The sequence below is a fragment of the Providencia sp. AGC89 genome (genome assembly GCF_053543535.1).
Map to the genome: position 1 here is coordinate 502024 of NZ_JBIXLP010000060.1, position 19793 is coordinate 521816.

Sequence of the window (19793 nt, forward strand, 5' to 3'; positions counted from 1 at the left end):
AAAAATTAGTCATATAATTATTCCAATAATAACTATTTAGAACTCATTTTAAATAAAAATTAGTTATCTTTGTTTAGTTGGTTTATATTTTATTGATTACGGATTACAAACGTTAGAAAGCCCCTAATTAATATGGAGTATTTATTGTGAATTCAAATCTAAAAAATAATGCATCAAACACATCTATAGTAAACAGAGAAAAATCAATCACTAAAAACACAAAAAACGAACAAAATGAAATTAATAAGCCCCATCTATTAACTCCTCGACAATCTGATAAAAAAAATATCAATATATCGGAGATGCGGCGAGAAAAAGAATACTTAACAGCAGTGAAGAATGATTTTATTTCTAACATTCATAATTATGTTCCATTAAAATCTGCCATATCTAATGTTAGCGAGAAAACTTATTATAAAACAATTGGAAATGCATTGTTAGAGATTACTAAACAACGCCATCAATTAAACGAAAAAAAGAAATTAGAATCTACTGATAAGATCTATTTACGGGAAGAAAAAATAACTAATTCAAAAAACAACCTTGCAAAATACCTTTACGACCATTCAGAAAATAAAGAAAACAATTTAATTTCACAAGATTTATCGACTTTACTTGACGAAATATACAATACAGATGTAAAAATAAAATCAATCGAGGCATCCTTAAATGAAAAAGAAAATAATGAGAAGTTGACTAATACACCTTTCAATAACAAAAACCAGTTAGATACGGAATCATTATTATCATCCTCAATGGCAAGTCTCAAACAAAACACAATGGCTAGTGATTTTAAACACGGTTATTCAAATAACAAACAACTAAATATACTAATACCAATGCGAGACTAAACACATCCAGTTTTTACTACGTTTAAACTTTGGCACCAAAGCGCCCAAATAAGGGCGCTTCTCTTACCGTGGTGCTTGGCTAGCTTTAAATGCGATTCGAACTAACAATCCATTGAGTAATTTACTTTTTAATAGTTGTGGTTCAGAGCCATGGTAACTAGCAATATCTTTAACCAAAGCCAAACCTAAACCAGCCCCTTCCTTCCCTAAGGCATTATTTAAACGAGTAAACGCTTCCATAGAACGGTTAATCTTTGCATCTGGGATCCCTGGCCCTGAGTCCTCGACTTCCAGAACAAAATGCGCCTTGTCATCACTATTTACAACACGCACTGTCACCACGCCATTTGCTGGCGTATATTTTATTGCGTTATCGATTAGATTTGCGCACATTTCTGCCAATAAAATGGGTTCACCTTTGATCCAAGCCACATCGAGCCCTTCATAGCCCAAATCCACACATTGACTTTCTGCATGAGTCAGCCGCGTAAAACAGGTTTGATGAACAATTTCGACTAGATTAACAGCACGGTACTGCGTGACGGCTTCTTTTTCATGCGCTTTTAACCGAGATAGTTGCAAAAGCCTATCAGTGAGAATAATCGTATTATCGAGGGTTTTATCGATAGCTTGTAAACTCTGTTGCCGCTGATTAGCATCTTGACTGTTAATCGCGACTGAAACCTGTGTTTTCAACACCGTTAATGGTGTTTTCAATTGATGGGATGCATCCGCACTGAAACGCTCTTGTCGCCTCACCATCCGCTTTAAACGGGAAATATAGCGGTTCAATGCATCAATTAATGGCGATAAATCAGACCATGGCAGTAAATCTGGCAATGGTGTTAAATCATTAGCGGAACGGCTTAACATTAAGTTGGACAATTTTTTCAATGGCGCCAATAATTTACTAAGTAAAATATAGGCAAGAACTAAGGTTAAAAGCACCACCGTACCTTGGCTCATCAGCGCGGAGATTAATAATTGATTAGCGAGATCTTGTCGTGAATAAACGGTTTCTGCAACACGGATCTCAACCATTCCAGTGATGCCACCTTCATTAATGGGTTGATAAAACGCTGCAATGCGAATAGGTAAGCCCTTATACTGTGCATCATAAAAATAAACTAGCGCAGTATAGTGCTGTGAGCGCATCCAATAAGAGGGAATTGGCGGTAAGTCATCATAACCGGAGATAGTCTCACCGTCAGGGGAAATAACTTGATAAAAAATTCGGTCATTATTATTCAGTTCGAAACTATCCAATACCACATAAGGTACGCTAACAGATAGATGCCCATTTACCACTTGTAGCCTTTCTGCCACAGTACGAGCAGAAGCGAGTAGCGTTCTATCATAAGCTAAATTTGCAGCGTTCTTAGCACTATAATAATGGGTATAAACCGAAAATCCCCCCAATAAAATGAGGGGGATACCGAAAAAGAGCAGCAACTGATGAAAGAGAGAGCGTGGATGAGAGACTAATTTCATACACTACACTGCTCTAATCGGTATCCCAATCCGCGTAACGTATTGATGTTGACATCCGAACCTGCGAGTTTTTTTCTCACTCGGTGAACATATAATTCAATACTTTGTAAACTGGCTTCATCGGACAAAGAAAACACTTGTTCAAATAATTGCATCTTTGAAACTGGGCGTCCTCGTCGGTGAAACAAGGTATTTAATACCGCATATTCCCTTGGGGTTAACCCTAATGGTTCTTGACCAAGTAAAAAATAACCTTCTTCGTGATAACACAGCGCACCAAAACGCTGCGGTTCATTGACTTGCCCTTGGCTACGCCTTAGTAAGGCACGAATCCTAGCTTCTAACTCAGCGATATCAAAAGGTTTTGTTAAATAATCATCCGCACCTGCATTTAAGCCTTGGACACGGTCAGCCACATCCGAGTTTGCCGTCAACAGCAAAACAGGGATCTCTTGATGACGTTTTCGCATTTGCGCCAATACTTCCAACCCATTCATTCGTGGAAGAGATACATCAAGCACAACAAGGGCATATTGTTCTGTTTGTAATAATTGATCTGCGATGGCGCCATCACTGGCAATGTCAACCGCAAACCCTGATGACGATAATGCCTTTTGTAACCACAATGACAACTCGTCATGGTCTTCAACCAATAAAATTCTCATTCCGCATACTCATTATAATTACTTATCTGTATACGTTGGCATTACCTATCGTGATTGAAAAGCAATTGTCATCGTTTTTACTGTATCCATCACAACTATTACGGTTAAATGGAATCAATAATTTAAATTTAACATTAAATTAACATAACAAAAAAGCAGAAATACAAAACAATCTGATATATATCACATAAAAATAATAATATTTGTTAATGAAAGGTAAATGAAAGCTTTGTCAGACAATGATGCAACATCTACACAACAAGAAGTAAATAACATAGTTCTTTAATTATTGTCTTAGTAAGGAAAGAAAAATGAAAAAATATACAATCAAGGCCTTAGCAACAGCAATATTTTTAGTTGGCGTTAACCAAGCAAGTGCTCTACCAGAGCGTACTGAATGTATCGCCCCAGCCAAACCTGGAGGGGGGTTCGACTTAACCTGTAAATTAGTCCAAGTTTCCATGCTTGAAACTAAAGAAATTGAAAAACCAATGCGTGTTACTTACATGCCCGGAGGCATTGGTGCGGTAGCCTATAATGCCATCGTGGCGCAGCGCCCTGCTGAACCAGGAACGATTGTTGCCTTCTCAGGTGGCTCATTACTCAACCTAGCGCAAGGTAAGTTTGGTCGCTATAACGAGAATGATGTCCGTTGGCTAGCCAGTGTGGGCAGCGACTATGGGATGATTGCTGTACGTGCAGATTCCCCTTATAAAACCCTTAATGATTTAATGGATACCTTTAAAAAAGACCCGAATAGCATCGTGTTTGGAGCCGGTGGTTCTATTGGCAGTCAAGACTGGATGAAAACCGCACTACTCGCTAAAGCTATCGATATAGATCCAAGAAAAATGCGTTACGTTGCTTTTGAAGGTGGTGGTGAAACCCTAACAGCTCTACTTGGAAACCATATTCAGGTGTTATCAGGGGATATTAGCGAGATGACCCCGTATATCAATGAAGGCAAAATTCGTATCCTAGCGGTCTATGCCGATAAACGCCTCGGTGATGGCTTATCCGAAATCCCTACGGCGAAAGAACAAGGCTATGACATTGTTTGGCCAATTATTCGTGGTTTCTATATGGGGCCCAAAGTGTCCGATGAGGACTACAACCAATGGGTCGAGGCATTCCAAAAACTCCAACAAACCGAAGATTTCAAAAAGCAACGTGAACTTCGTGGCTTGTTTGAATATAACTTAACTGGGCAAGAACTCGATAGCTACGTAAAAAAAGAAATCGAACAGTATCGTGAGCAAGCCCGTGCATTTGGTTTAGCCAAATAACGGAGAAAACGATGAGTCAACGCATATTCGCCATAGTCTGGCTAATACTGTGTGCTATCGGGATCTATATCGGCTGGGGGATCCAAAGTGAATTTTCATACGAACCACTGGGCCCCCGCCCTTTTCCGGTCGCCATACTATCTTTAATGGCTATTTGTGCCCTTGCCTTATTATTTGGCAAACAAGAAGCTGTTGAATGGCCGAAACCTTATGTATTGCGCCGCTTAATACTCTTAGTCATCGCACTAGTTATCTATGCATGGGCATTTGAGTGGTTAGGGTTTCCTATTGCTACCAGTTTATTGACTATCAGCATGGCCCTACTATTTGGTGCGACACCAACGGCAGCCATTATTTCAGGCCCTATCCTTGGCATCTTCTTATTTTATGCCTTTGATAAATTGCTGGATGTCACTTTGCCTATTGGCAGCCTGTTTAATTAAGGAGCAAGCTCATGGAAACTTGGATGTATCTATCGCAAGGTTTTGAGGTTGCGCTCGTCCCTCAAAATATCTTGATTGCCTTAATTGGCTGTTTTATCGGAACCGTAGTTGGCATGTTGCCCGGCCTTGGTCCTATCAATGGGGTCGCTATATTATTACCACTCGCATTTGCGCTCAAATTACCAGCAGAATCTGCCTTAATTTTACTCGCTACTGTTTATTTAGGTTGTGAATATGGAGGACGGATCTCATCGATACTACTTAATGTTCCGGGTGATGCTGCGGCTATAATGACCACATTAGATGGTTATCCGATGGCAAAACAAGGAAAAGGCGGTGTTGCTCTTTCTATTTCAGCGGTCAGTTCATTCATTGGCTCAACAATCGCCATTGTGGGTATTATTTTATTCGCACCTTTGCTTGCTCAATGGTCGTTAGCTTTCGGGTCTGCTGAATATTTCGCTTTAATGGTTTTTGCTATTGCCTGTTTGGGCAGTATGATGAGCCAAAACCCTATTAAATCATTACTTGCCGCATTAATTGGTTTGTCACTCGCCACCGTCGGTGTCGATGCCAACTCAGGGGAATATCGTTTTACATTTGATAGTGTCCATCTTTCTGATGGAGTGCAATTTATTGTCGTTGTGATTGGTTTATTTTCAGTCAGTGAAATTTTATTGATGCTTGAAGGTACCGCTACAGGCCAAGGTTTGATCCGCAAAACGGGTAGAATGCTATTTAACCGCAAAGAAGCCAAAGCTTGCGCAGGGCCCGCACTGCGTTCGTCTTTCGTCGGTTTCTTTGTTGGAGTTTTACCCGGTGCAGGTGCCACTATCGCCAGCGCTATCACTTATATGACTGAAAAGAAAATCAGTGGTGAAAAAGGCGATTTTGGTAATGGTGATGTACGTGGTGTCGCTGCACCTGAAGCCGCAAATAATGCCTCAGCATGTGGCTCATTTATCCCTATGTTAACACTTGGCGTTCCAGGCTCAGGGACAACTGCGGTGATGATGGGGGCGCTAACGCTCTATAATATCACCCCTGGACCGGGAATGTTTACCGAACAACCGGAAATTGTCTGGGGGCTAATTGCTGCATTACTTATTGCTAACGTCGTGTTGTTAATCATGAATATTCCATTAATTGGCCTATTCACACGTATGTTGACTGTCCCTTTGTGGTTTTTAGTTCCCGCAATTGCCAGTGTTTCCGCTGTTGGTGTATATGCAGTTCATAGCACTACTTTTGACTTGCTGTTGATGATGGGGTTAGGTGTTTTTGGGTTTATTCTACGGAAAATGAATTTCCCGCTTTCCCCACTTATATTAGGTTTTGTATTAGGTGAGATGTTAGAACAAAACTTACGCCGTTCATTATCTATCAGCAATGGTAATTTCGATATTCTTTGGAGCAGTACTATTTCACAAAGCTTATTGATCCTCGCCGTTGTTGTTTTAATCCTGCCGCCTATTGTGAAATTACTCCGTAAACGCAAACAGGCTACAACGTTATAATTTCCAAATTGTTAAGCCATCTCTGTAGAATTTGCCCCAATGTGATTTTGGGGCATTTTTTTATTAAAAAATAGGGAGCTTTATGTAACTTAACAAAACCACAGAGTTATCATGGACTCCTTCGCCATAATAGACATATTTTGATTGTAAATTAGGGACTATATTTGTTCTCTTTTGGTCATACTTATACAGTGGAAATGGTTTTTCAATATTATGTATTTTACTCATCCTCCCACAAAGTTTATCGTGGATAGAGCGAGATAACGCCTTACCTAAAATTTTAAAATCCTGTTTCCAAATAGCCTCATGAAATCTGGTTACACACATATGACTACCTCTATTCGACTAAAAATCAAGTCAATATCATGTCACTATTTTGGACAAAACATTCAATACAATGATGTATATTTATTCAGTTGTTAATAAACCACTGAATCAGACAATGATGATATATTAAATAATGCCAATCAATTATGGTACTCACCTGACTTATTAAGATATAAAACACAATGTTCGATAGATTACTTTTTGTCCTTTTTAATATCCAGCCGAAACCATTAGCGTATACAGTCACCATCGATATTCATGGTGACTGTTACACCATCCATAGCCAGAAACCCGTGACTATCACAGAAAAAGACAGCGGTTATATCCAAATAAAAGCACTGGGTAAAATGCATATTTTTTGTGGAAAAATGCTGCATATCAGCGTCAAGAAAAATACGACGCTTGTGACTATTGGTTGGTCGAAAGGGAAAAGCCAAATATTTGAAGTGAAAAAAAACTACCAAGACATTGCTTCCCACAGAACGTCATCCTCATCAAATACCCGTTATGTCCCCCCAGTGTATGAAAGTACCACTAGCGACAATTCCTATCGTGCTAGCAATCATTTTTGTTCAAATGATAATTCCAGTACTGATTGCTCATCATCCGATTCAGGGGGAAGTGATGGCGCTAGTGGCGATTAAGTAACAATACCTTTTAGATACTGCTTAAAAACTTATCTTTTATATCATGCTTATTGTCAAAATATCTAATATTTGAATCAAAGGATTTTTTTAATTTACTCAATAAATCATTTTTAATTTTTTTATCATTAATTGTTAATACTGACTGGAATACATTATTAGAATAGTGATTATCATCACCAAATAACGCCAATAAATTAAGTTGACTTAACTCCCCACTAGGGATATCTAATTCAATCCTTGTATTATTCAGTTTTGCTTTATCGAAATTATAATTAACATCTGATTTAATAGGTAGCTTAATATCTACATTATTAAGCGTTGCATTAGAAAAATCCGCTCTAATTAGTGGAGTTTGTTCACTTGATGCAATTCTCATGTCTGATAATGTAGAGTTAGAAAAGTCTGCGTTAATACTGCTAGGTTTGAAGGTTTTTTTGTCCTCCCAATTAAAAATAATATTATTTATATCTGTTTTCTCCAATTGACAATCTGAAGAGTCATAATGTAATGCTATACTATCCGACATACTATGAGACTTAACTTCCATAGAGTTAATAATATTATTACCGCTTATTTTAGATTTAACAGGCCCTATATTAAGCACATCATTCAATATATTAATCTGTTTATTGATTTTTAACTTATCTTTTATCTCGACATCCAAAGCACATTTCTTATAAACATTTTTCACTTTTGAAATTACTGTCTTTAATAAAAGTTTCTTATTTGCATCACTGTTGTTTTTTTCATACTCCTTACTTATTTTAGTCGAGCTATTACTTAACGTTAAGAAAAAAGATTTAACATTCATATTTACACACCTCTAGGCTATTTGTTTTCAGAAATTGGCTAGAGTATCTCATGTTAATCATTTCTATAATTTAATAAAATGACACAGCTATTCTCCTTTTTATATTTATAAAAAAAGCGAGAACCAGAGTTCTCGCTTTTTTCTAATTGTTTAGCCTAAAACAAATTACGCTTTGTATTTGCTCATCACCAATGTGGCATTAGTACCACCAAAGCCGAAACTGTTTGACATCACTGTATCCAACACTTGTTCTGTTGGTTTCGTGACGATATTCAGACCATGGGCTTTTTCATCTAAATTTTCGACATTGATGCTTGGTGCAATAAAGCCATGCTCTAGCATTAATAAACTGTAAATTGCTTCGTGAACACCTGCCGCCCCTAATGAGTGGCCACTCATCGCTTTTGTCGCAGAAATCGCAGGGGAATTACTACCAAAAACTTCTTGGATAGCTTCCAGCTCTTTGGTATCGCCGACTGGTGTCGATGTACCGTGTGTATTGATGTAATCAATTTTATCGACACCCTGCATCGCCATTTGCATACAACGTACCGCGCCTTCACCTGAAGGTGCTACCATGTCTGCACCATCAGATGTTGCACCATAACCGACAATTTCAGCATAGATATGTGCACCACGCGCTAAAGCGTGCTCGAGTTCTTCAACTACTACAATACCGCCGCCGCCGGCAATAACAAAACCATCGCGGTCTTGGTCGTAAGTTCTTGATGCTTTGTCTGGCGTTTCATTGAACTTAGTTGACAATGCGCCCATTGCATCGAATTCACAGGTCATTTCCCAGCTCAGCTCTTCACCACCACCAGCAAAAACTACATCTTGTTTGCCTAGTTGGATCAATTCAACTGCATGACCAATACAATGTGCAGATGTTGAGCACGCTGAACTAATTGAATAGTTAACACCTTTAATTTTAAATGGTGTGGCTAAGCAAGCTGAAATACCTGATGCCATTGCACGGGTCACCATATAAGGACCAACACCACGTAAACCTTTCGCACGCATACCATCAGAGCCAGCAACTTGGTTACGCGGAGAACCGCCGCCAGAACCGACCACAATACCCGTACGTAAATTTGAAACTTGTTCTTCTGCTAAACCCGAATCAGCAATTGCTTGTTCCATAGATAAATAAGCATACGCAGAGCAATCACTCATAAAACGAAAGATTTTACGGTCAATCAGGTCTTTCAGCTCTAAGTTTTTGACATTACCCCAGACATGGCTACGTAGCCCTGCCTCTTTGAATTCTTCTGAGAAAGTGATCCCGGAACGACCTTCCTTCAGAGAAGCCAGTACTTCTTCCTGGTTATTACCAAGGCTGGAAACAATACCTAGACCAGTGATGACTGCACGCTTCATTCGTTACCTCATGTCTATAATTATATGATTGCGGGATTACAGGTTGTCACTTTAGCTTACACTTGTACGCTGAACAAGTCCGATCAGGGTAAATATTTGTATTTTTTTTCTTTGTGACTGTAATAAGACTTTTTTATGAAGGTAGCCTTACACTCATAACAGCGTTAAAATTTACTGATTATTAGGTCATAGTAGGCTTTATCGTGAACAAACGTGCTGTACAAACTGCTCGCCTTAGCTGGAATGAAGAAGGCACACCGATGTCCGAACAATTTGAAGACATCTATTTTTCTAACCAAGATGGCTTAGAAGAGTCTCGTCATGTCTTTTTGCAAGGAAATCTTTTTCCTGAACGTTTCAATACTCACCCATTCAAAACCTGTGTTATTGCCGAAACAGGCTTTGGTACAGGGTTGAATTTTTTAGCATTATGGCAATCCTTTAACCAATTTAAAGCCGAGCATCCACACGCAAAACTGCAGCGTTTACACTTTATTAGCTTTGAAAAGTACCCCTTATCAAAGCCCGATTTAATCACAGCTCACCAATGCTGGCCTGAACTTAACGACCTATCACAATCACTGTGTGACAACTGGCCTCAAGCATTACCCGGAAACCACCGTCTGACCTTACAAAATGGCGATGTTGTACTGGACTTATGGTTTGGTGATGTTAATGAGCAAATATCTAAGCTAAAAAACAATCTAAACAATAAGATAGATGCATGGTTTTTAGATGGTTTTGCCCCCTCAAAAAACCCACAAATGTGGAGCGAACACTTGTTCGCTACAATGGCTAAACTAGCCCGTATTAATGGTACATTTGCGACCTTTACCGTCGCAGGTTTTGTCAAAAGAGGGTTACAGCAAGCAGGTTTTACTCTTCAAAAAGTCAAAGGCTTTGGTAAAAAACGTGAAATGCTAACTGGCATAATGATAGAAAAAGAAACTGAAAACTTAACACCTTGGTTTGCAAGAGAAAAAGCCAATAACCCAACAGACATTGCAATCATTGGTGGTGGCCTTGCAAGCCTCACCGCAGCTTACACCTTGCTAAAACGTGGCGCAAAAGTCACCTTATACTGTAAAGACTCGCAAGTCGCACAAAATGCTTCAGGCAACCGCCAAGGCGCAATTTACCCATTACTAACAGGTAATAATGACCCACTTGAGCGTTTTTTTATTAGTGCCTTTCCTTTTGCTTCACGCTTTTATCACCAATTGGCAAAACAGGGGGTTAAGTTTGACGGGCAATGGTGTGGAGTCAGCCAATTAGCTTATAACGATAAAGTTGCTAATAAAATAGCGGGCATGCTAGAAACCGACTGGCCCACCGATTTTGCTATTGGTAGAAACCGCCAGCAACTGAGTGACCTTTGTGGTATTGATGTCAACCATGGTGGAATTCACTATGCTACCGGTGGTTGGTTGTGCCCTGCTCAACTCTGTGAAAGCTTACAACAATATTTACACCAACAGGGTGTCACATTCCATTTTGAACACGATGTTAACGAACTTAAGCCTGATGGTGATAACTGGCGGTTGCTGATAAACACCCCCCAACAGACGTTAATATCTACTCATTCCACCGTTATTATTGCCAATGGGCACAAACTGCGCCAATTTTCGCAAACTGTTAATTTACCTATTTCCCCTGTTAGAGGGCAAGTTAGCCACATCCCAACCAATGAAACACTACAACAATTAAAAAATGTGTTGTGTTTTGAAGGTTATTTAACCCCTGCAGATGCTTCTGGGCAGCAACATTGTTTAGGTGCAAGTTACCAAAGGGAGCATCTGGATTTAAACTATAGCGAAGAAGAACAACAGGGGAACCGCCAAAAACTGATTGATAACCTGCCGGATGTTACTTGGCCTACCGATATTGATATTTCACACAAACATTCACGCCAAGGGGTGCGTTGTGTTATCCGTGACCACTTCCCGCTATTAGGGAATGTGCCTGATTTTGAAAAACATATGGAAGTCTACCAAGATTTACCCTCTCAGATAGCCAAAAATCAGACAATTTGCCCTGCACCTATGCACCCAAATTTATTTATTTTCGGTGCCCTAGGCTCCCGAGGCTTATCAACTGCCCCACTTTGTGCTGAACTTCTCGCCGCACAAATTTTTGCTGAACCTCTACCTTTGGATGACGAAACCCTCGCAGAGCTTCATCCGAACCGTTTTTGGGTTAGAAAGTTATTATTAGGGCGTAAAGTAAAAACCCCTTATTGAAACCAATACCTTGCAGCCTGCCATTCATTAGCTAGCTGCAAGTTCATTTAATGAGATAACCATTGCACAGCGATCTTCCCGTGCAAACCCCATATCAACTTCACTCTGTAAAATCGCTTTCAACTCAATGGTTAGCTTGTCATTATCAATGATATCAAAACCTAAGCGTTGATAATAAGGGGCATTCCAAGGTACGTCACGAAAGGTTGTCAATGTCACAAACTGTAGCTGTAAAGACAATGTGGCTTCAAATACCCGTTTGATTAATTGCCGACCAATTCCCTGACCTTGCCAGTTTTGGCAAACAGATAACTCACAAATATGTAAACTATTTCTGTGCTTTTCTGCATTGATAAACCCCACTACTTCACCATCGTTATTGACAGCAACCCATTCAAGCTGCTGATGAATAAAAGCAAGGTGTTCTTGTTCCGTTTGCCCTTCCCCCTCAGCAACCCAACGGTATTTTTCATGGTTAGCGAATGTTTGCCCTGCGGATAATTCCACTGCGGGGAGATATTTGGCATCGTCTGGTACAGCTAAGCGGGTCATATACATATTATAAATGAGGAAAGTGATAGTATTAAAGTGTGAACCAAAAGCGGGTTCCCCCGCTTGTGATCATAAATCGATGGGTTATATTGCGTTATTCAGTAATTTTTTCCACATGTCCAAGACCAGCACTTGGTCCGGTGGTGTCAATTCACCCGCTTTGATTGCAGTGTGAATACTTTCTTCAACGCGTTGGAATAAAGCGTCAGAGCCAGTTTGGTTTTCTTCCTCCAGCTCTGCCACAGCAAGGGTTAAGTGACCACGCAAATAACCACCAGCGAACAATTCATCATCGTTAGCGTGTTCAACCATATCATCAATTTTTGTCAGTATGCGTGTTTCTAAATCCGCAAGCATGCTTAATCCTTACTGTAATGTATTTTCATTAGGCAAAAATATCTTCCGGATAAGGGAAGTCTTCTGCACAAATAGGTGGCGTATTGTAAAACGATTGTAACGCATTAATAAAGCATAATGGTCGTTCAGGGATACCATTTTCTAAATAAACCATCACTTGTGCATGCACTTTACGCATAAAGGCAATACGATCGGGCTCAAAATCCCCTTCCAAGTTATCGCAACTGACATTAAATGGAATACCAACCGCAACACAGAATAACCAATCTAAAGCTTGGGGTTTAATTTCAACCACTTCAAACTCACTCTGCGTTTTTTCATCTCGTCCATCTGGGCAATACCAGTAGCCATAATCGACTTGCTGGCGTCTGGCTTCCCCTGCGATGCACCAGTGTGAAATTTCATGTAACCCACTAGTAAAGAAACCATGCGCAAAAACAATACGATGATAAGGAACAGACTCATCCGCAGGTAAGTAAATGGGTTCATCATCCCCTTTTACCAATTTGGTGTTATAACTTTCACCAAAACATTTATCAAAAATATCAATTAGATCTTGATAGTTATATTTACTCATGAATAATTTAAATCATCTTAAAATAATGAGAGAAACCAAGCTTTTATCACATCGCCATGGCTATCATGGAGTAACTTAATACTCATTAATAACGAAATAACCACAATCATTGGCCTGATCAGTTTTTGTCCTTTGGTCAATACTAACCGTGCACCTAAGCGTGCACCCACCATTTGGCCAATAAGCATAACAAAGCCGAGTACCCAAAGAACATGACCTCCGATAATAAAGAAGACTAAAGACCCAAAGTTGGAAGCAAAGTTCAGTAACTTAGCATGAGCCGTTGCTTTAGCGAGGTTATAACCAAGTAATAACACGTAACCCAATGCTAAAAATGACCCCGTACCGGGCCCAAATGCACCATCATAAAAACCTAGCGTCATACCGATGGCAACACCAAAAAAAGGCATACTAATACGCTGTTGACGGTCTTGTACCCCAATCGATGGCGTTAATAAGAAGTATAAACCGACACAAATGACAAGAACCGGTAGCAGTTGCTTTAAAAACGCAGTATCAATCATTTGAATAACGATGGCGCCTAACATCGCACCAATCATCGTCATAATGAACGGAAATATTTGCTCTCGTAAATCTATCGCTTTACGTCTAACAAAATAAAGGGTTGAAGAGAATGACCCACCAACGGCTTGTAATTTGTTGGTTGCTAATGCTTCAACAGGAGTGATCCCGACAGATAACAGGGCTGGAATGGTTAACAAGCCCCCGCCCCCTGCTATTGAATCAATAAAACCAGCGAAAAGTGCAACAAAGAAGAGTAACGCATAAACTTCAGGCGCAACGGCGGTTAGCCAATCCATTTTACAATCCAAAGATGAGAAATATCATGATGTTGATATGTAGTATATCACAACCCAGATGAGGTATTTTAAGTAGGCTTCATCCAAACCTTTCTCACCCGTAAGCGACTAGACCGCCCCGCTCACGGGTTATAGCATCAACCTTTACTAATTAATCAAATGCTTGCATCGTAGGAGTAACATCAGCACATTGCCCACGATGGCGTAAGTAGTGATCCATTAAAACAATGGCCATCATCGCTTCTGCAATAGGTACAGCACGGATACCGACACAAGGGTCATGACGCCCTTTGGTGATCATTTCAACTTCTTCACCAGAACGGTTCAACGTCTTACCTGATACCGTGATGCTCGATGTTGGTTTCATCGCAATATGGGCAACAATCGGTTGGCTACTGCTGATGCCGCCTAAAATACCGCCAGCATGATTAGAGGTAAAACCATTACGGGTAATTTCATCGCGATTTTCACTGCCTTTTAACGCAATAACACCAAAACCGTCACCAATTTCTACGCCTTTAACCGCATTAATACTCATGAGAGCATGGGCTAAATCTGCATCTAAACGGTCGAATACCGGTTCCCCCAACCCCGCAGGAACATGTTCAGCAACCACAGTCACTTTAGCGCCGATTGAATCCCCCTCTTTCTTTAAACCACGCAATAATTCATCAAGTGAATCTAACTGGTTTGGATCAGGGCAAAAGAACGGGTTTTCCTCAACGATGGACCAATCTTTAATTTCACATGCAATCGGGCCCATTTGTGTTAAACAACCACGAATTTGAACCCCTAGCTTTTCTTGTAGATACTTTTTAGCAATAGCCCCCGCAGCAACGCGCATTGCCGTTTCCCTTGCAGACGAGCGACCACCACCGCGGTAATCGCGTTGGCCATATTTTTGCTCATAGGTGTAATCCGCATGGCCGGGTCGAAAAACATCTTTAATTGCCCCATAATCTTGGGAACGTTGATCCGTATTTTCAATCAATAAACCAATACTTGTCCCCGTCGTTACCCCATTAAATACACCTGATAAAATTTTCACTTGGTCAGGTTCACGACGTGCCGTTGTATAACGAGATGTCCCAGGACGACGCCGGTCTAAATCTTTTTGTAAATCAGCTTCTGTTAGAGCTAAACCAGGGGGAACACCATCGATAATACAACCTAATGCCACCCCGTGTGACTCACCAAAGGTCGTTACGCGAAACAGTTGCCCAATTGAATTTCCTGCCATCGAAGTTTCCTATTCTAAGCCGCTCTTGTATTACCAAGACGTGTGTTGTTTGTTGTTAATCGTTATGTAATTGTTATTGATTACATGATTATGAGAAATCACGCAACCCTTGATTAATCAATATAAAGCGCAAAATGCTCATGATGCTCAACAAGCTGTTCACGCGTTAACATAAACACCCCGTCACCACCGTATTCAAAGTCCAGCCAAATAAATGGAATATCAGGGTACTGTTCAATTAAATGCACCATACTGTTGCCAACCTCACACACTAATACCCCTTCTTTCGTTAAGAACCGTGGGGCATTAGCTAAAATACGGCGCACTAACTTTAGCCCATCACTGCCAGCTGCTAAGGCAAGTTCCGGCTCTACACGAAACTCTTCAGGAAGGTCATCCATATCTTCTGCATCCACATAAGGTGGATTAGTAACAATCAAATCATACTTAACTTCAGGCATATCGCGGAATAAATCGGAGCGAATAGGCACAACCTGATGCTCCAAACCATGGCTAGCGATATTTTGCTCAGTGACCGCGAGCACATCCGCCGAAATATCAACGGCATCAATTTCTGCTTCGGGGAATTCATATGCACAAGCAATTGCAATACAGCCACTACCCGTACATAAGTCTAATATCGCTTGAGGTTCATCAGTTAATAGGCCAACAAAATGGTTATTGATAAGCTCCCCAATAGGTGAACGAGGGATCAATACCCGCTCATCAACATAAAATTCGTGCCCACAGAACCACGAACGGTTAGTTAAATAGGCAACAGGAATGCGTTCATTAATACGGCGCAGAACACGCTCAATAATCCGATGGCGTTCTGTTGGTGTCAGGCGAGATGTCAGGAGTTCATCTGGTAGGTCTAGAGGCAAATAAAGTGTCGGTAACACTAATTGCAACGCCTCATCCCACGGATTATCTGTACCGTGACCATAATACACATTGGCAGCATTAAAACGACTCATCGTCCAACGTAAAATATCCTGAATGGTATGAAGTTCTGCAACAGCTTCATCAACGAAGATCTTTTCCAAGAAGGGTTTCTCCAGCCTGTTTTTTGAAAGGGAATATTTGAATAACTAAAGTTTGCCACGAAGTGAAAGACAAATCAGCAGATTAATGCAATAAAATCACCAACAACCTTTAGCTAGCACACCATTTTCGCTATAAATTAAAAATAAAAACGCCCTTTTTAATTAAAGGGCGTTAAGTAACCTAGTCTTTTAGATGAGAAAAGTGATATCTCTAGCCTTCATTTTGCACAAGCTTCTCAACGTCTTTAGCCGGTTTCTTTACCCAAACCGCATAAGCAATAGCCAAAAGTGCCAACCACACAACCCCTACATATAAGGCAATACGCGTGGATTCAAAATACCCGAGCACACCAAAAATAAAGACCATGAAAGCTATCGCCAAAATAGGCGCCACAGGCCACATAGGAACAGGGAATTTTAATTTACTCACTTCTTCTGGCGTCATTTTTTTACGCATCGCAAACTGAGCTAGTAAAATCATTAGCCACACCCAGATGGTTGCAAACGTTGCTATTGATGCAATGATAACAAAAACATCCTCAGGAATAACATAATTCAATACAACTCCGACCAATAACACCAGCACCATGACTAATACCGTCATCCAAGGCACACCGTTTTTTGTCACTTTGGTAAAGGCTTTCGGTGCTTGTCCCTCATGTGCCATACCATACATCATGCGCCCTGCGCCGAAAATATCACTGTTGATCGCAGAAATCGCTGCGGTGATCACCACAATATTTAAGATATTGGCAGCAGATTGGATACCTAAACTGTCAAATATTTGTACAAATGGGCTACCTTGCTGGCCAATTTGATTCCACGGATAAATACACATTAAAACGAAGAGCGTTAAAACATAGAATAACAAAATACGGATAGGAACAGCATTGATGGCGCGTGGAATAGTCACTTCAGGGTTTTTTGCTTCACTGGCGGTGATCCCAATCACTTCAATTCCACCGAATGCAAACATCACTACCGCAAAAGAGGCTATCACCCCTCCAACCCCATTAGGCATAAACCCATCATGGATAAATAAATTAGACACCCCAACCGCATGGTCAGCCGCTTGGCCAAAACCAAACATCATGATGGCAGCCCCACCCACTATCATCGCAATAATGGCGACCACTTTAATGATGGAAAGCCAAAACTCCATTTCACCAAACGTTTTCACGTGACACAAATTAATAGCACCAATAAAGAATATGATACTTAGCACCCATATCCATTGAGCGACATCAGGAAACCAGAGTTTCATATATACGCCAAATGCGGTGACATCAGCCAGACAAACAATAATCATTTCAAATATATATGTCCATCCAGCAAAAAAGCCAGCTCTAGCACCTAAATAATGGCTAGCATATTGTGAGAACGACCCCGCAAGCGGACGATGTACCGCCATCTCGCCCAATGCGCGCATGACCATAAACACCGCGGCGCCCCCTATTATATAAGCGAGCAGTACCGCCGGGCCTGCTGTTTCTATTGCTTTTGCTGAACCATAAAATAAACCTGTACCAATCGCTGAACCTAAAGCCATAAATCGGATGTGACGCGCAGAAAGCCCTCGCGCAAGTTGTGATGTGCTTTGCATGATTTATCCTTCGTATTATTTTATTAGTCGTGTAGATAAATACTTCAGGCGGCCGATACGTTGCCGGCCACCTTTATTGGCTTGATGTACTACCAGTGCTATTTAGGGAAAACAGCACCTTTCGTAAATAATTTTGAAAGTTTATGTTGATTAATTAAATCAATGGCAGCTTCAATATCCGGCGCAAAATAACGGTCTTTATCATAATAAGCGACCTGTTCACGTAACGTTTCACGCGCTTTTTCGAGTGCTTCGCTAGATTTTAACCCTTCACGAAAATCTATCCCTTGGCATGCAGAAAGCCATTCTATCGCAAGAATACCAGTGACGTTTTTCGCCATCTCCCACAAACGACGCCCCGCAGCAGGTGCCATAGAAACATGGTCCTCTTGGTTTGCTGAAGTCGGTAAGCTATCGACACTCGAAGGGTGTGCTAACGCTTTATTTTCACTTGCCAATGCAGCTGCAGTGACTTGAGCAATCATAAAGCCAGAATTCACGCCGCCATTATTCACGAGGAATGGAGGAAGCTGTGACATATGGGTATCCATTAATAACGCTATACGACGCTCGGATAGAGCCCCGATTTCGGCTAATGCCAAAGCAAGGTTGTCTGACGCCATCGCAACTGGCTCAGCGTGGAAATTGCCCCCAGAAATGATATCGCCGTTATCCGTAAACACCAGAGGATTATCTGATACCGCATTTGATTCGATTAAAATCACCTCAGCCGCTTGGCGAATTTGAGTTAAGCAAGCTCCCATCACTTGTGGCTGGCAACGCAGTGAATAAGGGTCTTGTACTTTCACGCAGTTTTCATGCGACTTTGCCAACTCACTGCTTGATGATAATACCTCTCGGAACATGGCTGCGACATCAATTTGCCCTTTTTGCCCTCGCACTTCTTGTACTCGAGCATCAAAAGGTTTACGCGAACCTAATGTCGCTTCTACACTCAATGCCCCACAAATAATCCCTGAAAGTAGTAGCTTTTCAGCTTCAAATAACCCTTTAAGGGCAAAAGCAGTGGAGGTTTGGGTTCCGTTTAATAAAGCCAAGCCTTCTTTTGCTTCAAGCGTTAAAGGCTTCAGCCCTGCTTTTTCTAACGCTTTTTTGGCTGATATCCATTTACCTTCAAAACGAGCCTTTCCTTCACCGAGTAAAATCAAGCTCATATGGGCTAAAGGTGCCAAATCACCTGATGCACCGACTGAACCTTTAGCAGGAATAAACGGGTAAACCTGTGCGTTGACTAAGGCAATTAAAGCATTGATTACTTCGAGGCGAATTCCTGAAAAGCCACGCGCTAAGCTATTAATTTTTAACACCATGATCAAGCGTACTAGTTCGTCATCTAAAGGGTCACCCACACCAGCCGCATGTGACATCACGATAGAACGCTGTAATGACTGCAAGTCCTGCGTAGCAATACGCGTATTGGCTAGCAAACCAAACCCAGTGTTAATACCATAAGCAGTTCTATCTTCAGCAATAATTTTATTAACTGTTGCTACACTTTTTTCAATCACGGCATGAGCACGTTTATCTAATGTGACAGTCACTGGCTGTTCAAAAACGATGCGCAAATCTTCGAGTGTCATTTTTCCTGGGTGGATAGTTAGTTTAGTCATTAATGGCACTCCTTAACGTGTTTTAATCATAGGTAAATTGAGATTTTTTTCTTCTGCACAAGCAATCGCGATGTCATACCCTGCGTCAGCATGGCGCATCACCCCTGTTGCGGGGTCATTGTGCAGTACTCGAGCAATACGCTCAGCCGCTTCGTCGGTTCCATCACAAACAATCACCACTCCCGAATGTTGTGAGAACCCCATTCCCACACCACCGCCATGATGCAAAGAAACCCATGTCGCGCCACTGGCTGTATTTAATAAAGCATTGAGTAGCGGCCAATCTGATACCGCATCAGAGCCGTCTT

General features: G+C 40.9%; 18 protein-coding genes and 1 pseudogene. 6 read left to right on the forward strand and 13 right to left on the reverse strand.

Features of this window, described 5'->3' with window-relative positions; translation table 11 throughout:
* Positions 1-146: 146 nt before the first annotated feature.
* Positions 147-851: a hypothetical protein gene (locus ACIPUA_RS10695; protein WP_048607531.1), complete on the forward strand. Its 705-nt coding sequence runs from the start codon at positions 147-149 to the stop codon at positions 849-851.
* Between the two features lie 63 nt (positions 852-914).
* On the opposite strand, the gene ACIPUA_RS10700 is transcribed toward ACIPUA_RS10695, so the two are convergent.
* Positions 915-2342: a sensor histidine kinase gene (locus ACIPUA_RS10700; protein WP_048607532.1), complete on the reverse strand. Its 1428-nt coding sequence runs from the start codon at positions 2340-2342 to the stop codon at positions 915-917.
* Positions 2339-3007 carry a transcriptional regulator TctD gene (gene tctD, locus ACIPUA_RS10705; protein WP_449059652.1) on the reverse strand — a complete coding sequence of 223 codons (669 nt, stop codon included), beginning with the start codon at positions 3005-3007 and terminating at the stop codon, positions 2339-2341. Before tctD ends, ACIPUA_RS10700 begins: the two co-directional genes overlap by 4 nt.
* 311 nt (positions 3008-3318) lie before the next feature.
* Here tctD and ACIPUA_RS10710 point away from each other — a divergent pair, with 311 nt between their 5' ends.
* From ACIPUA_RS10710 to ACIPUA_RS10725, 4 genes are all read left to right on the forward strand, one after another.
* The gene (locus ACIPUA_RS10710; RefSeq protein WP_048607533.1) at positions 3319-4293 is read left to right on the forward strand and encodes a Bug family tripartite tricarboxylate transporter substrate binding protein; all 975 of its coding nucleotides are present in this window, start codon (positions 3319-3321) and stop codon (positions 4291-4293) included.
* A gap of 11 nt (positions 4294-4304) precedes the next feature.
* Positions 4305-4736 carry a tripartite tricarboxylate transporter TctB family protein gene (locus tag ACIPUA_RS10715; protein ID WP_042844505.1) on the forward strand — a complete coding sequence of 144 codons (432 nt, stop codon included), beginning with the start codon at positions 4305-4307 and terminating at the stop codon, positions 4734-4736.
* Positions 4737-4747: 11 nt separating this feature from the next.
* Entirely contained in the window at positions 4748-6253 is a 1506-nt protein-coding gene (locus tag ACIPUA_RS10720) for a tripartite tricarboxylate transporter permease (RefSeq protein ID WP_449059653.1), read from the forward strand.
* 509 nt (positions 6254-6762) lie between these two features.
* Positions 6763-7224, forward strand: a complete 462-nt coding sequence (locus ACIPUA_RS10725) for a hypothetical protein (protein WP_449059654.1) — start codon at positions 6763-6765, stop codon at positions 7222-7224.
* A gap of 13 nt (positions 7225-7237) precedes the next feature.
* Here the strand turns inward: ACIPUA_RS10725 and ACIPUA_RS10730 are convergent, their stop codons facing one another.
* Both ACIPUA_RS10730 and fabB read right to left on the reverse strand, forming a co-directional pair.
* Complete coding sequence (locus ACIPUA_RS10730; protein WP_042844513.1) at positions 7238-8038, reverse strand: hypothetical protein; 801 nt, start codon at positions 8036-8038, stop codon at positions 7238-7240.
* 165 nt (positions 8039-8203) lie between these two features.
* Positions 8204-9418: a beta-ketoacyl-ACP synthase I gene (fabB, locus tag ACIPUA_RS10735; protein ID WP_042844516.1), complete on the reverse strand. Its 1215-nt coding sequence runs from the start codon at positions 9416-9418 to the stop codon at positions 8204-8206.
* Between the two features lie 203 nt (positions 9419-9621).
* On the opposite strand from fabB, the gene mnmC reads away from it, so the two are divergent.
* A complete protein-coding gene (mnmC, locus tag ACIPUA_RS10740; protein ID WP_449059655.1) occupies positions 9622-11658 on the forward strand; it encodes a bifunctional tRNA (5-methylaminomethyl-2-thiouridine)(34)-methyltransferase MnmD/FAD-dependent 5-carboxymethylaminomethyl-2-thiouridine(34) oxidoreductase MnmC in 2037 nt (678 codons plus the stop codon).
* Between the two features lie 27 nt (positions 11659-11685).
* On the opposite strand, the gene ACIPUA_RS10745 is transcribed toward mnmC, so the two are convergent.
* From ACIPUA_RS10745 to ACIPUA_RS10785, 9 genes and pseudogenes are all read right to left on the reverse strand, one after another.
* Complete coding sequence (locus tag ACIPUA_RS10745) at positions 11686-12210, reverse strand: GNAT family N-acetyltransferase (protein ID WP_225832957.1); 525 nt, start codon at positions 12208-12210, stop codon at positions 11686-11688.
* Positions 12211-12294: 84 nt separating this feature from the next.
* Positions 12295-12567, reverse strand: a complete 273-nt coding sequence (locus ACIPUA_RS10750) for a YfcL family protein (RefSeq protein ID WP_042844523.1) — start codon at positions 12565-12567, stop codon at positions 12295-12297.
* A gap of 28 nt (positions 12568-12595) precedes the next feature.
* Positions 12596-13144, reverse strand: coding sequence for an elongation factor P hydroxylase (locus ACIPUA_RS10755; protein WP_042844526.1), 549 nt, complete (start codon positions 13142-13144; stop codon positions 12596-12598).
* A gap of 17 nt (positions 13145-13161) precedes the next feature.
* Positions 13162-13965, reverse strand: coding sequence for a TSUP family transporter (locus ACIPUA_RS10760; RefSeq protein WP_042844527.1), 804 nt, complete (start codon positions 13963-13965; stop codon positions 13162-13164).
* A gap of 151 nt (positions 13966-14116) precedes the next feature.
* Positions 14117-15205: a chorismate synthase gene (gene aroC / locus ACIPUA_RS10765; protein ID WP_042844529.1), complete on the reverse strand. Its 1089-nt coding sequence runs from the start codon at positions 15203-15205 to the stop codon at positions 14117-14119.
* A 113-nt stretch (positions 15206-15318) separates the two neighbouring features.
* Positions 15319-16251, reverse strand: a complete 933-nt coding sequence (gene prmB, locus ACIPUA_RS10770; RefSeq protein ID WP_042844532.1) for a 50S ribosomal protein L3 N(5)-glutamine methyltransferase — start codon at positions 16249-16251, stop codon at positions 15319-15321.
* A 211-nt stretch (positions 16252-16462) separates the two neighbouring features.
* The gene (locus ACIPUA_RS10775; RefSeq protein ID WP_449059656.1) at positions 16463-17854 is read right to left on the reverse strand and encodes an amino acid permease; all 1392 of its coding nucleotides are present in this window, start codon (positions 17852-17854) and stop codon (positions 16463-16465) included.
* A gap of 98 nt (positions 17855-17952) precedes the next feature.
* Complete coding sequence (gene hutH, locus ACIPUA_RS10780) at positions 17953-19485, reverse strand: histidine ammonia-lyase (RefSeq protein WP_449059657.1); 1533 nt, start codon at positions 19483-19485, stop codon at positions 17953-17955.
* Between the two features lie 12 nt (positions 19486-19497).
* Positions 19498-19793: pseudogene (locus tag ACIPUA_RS10785) on the reverse strand (urocanate hydratase); the annotation flags it as partial.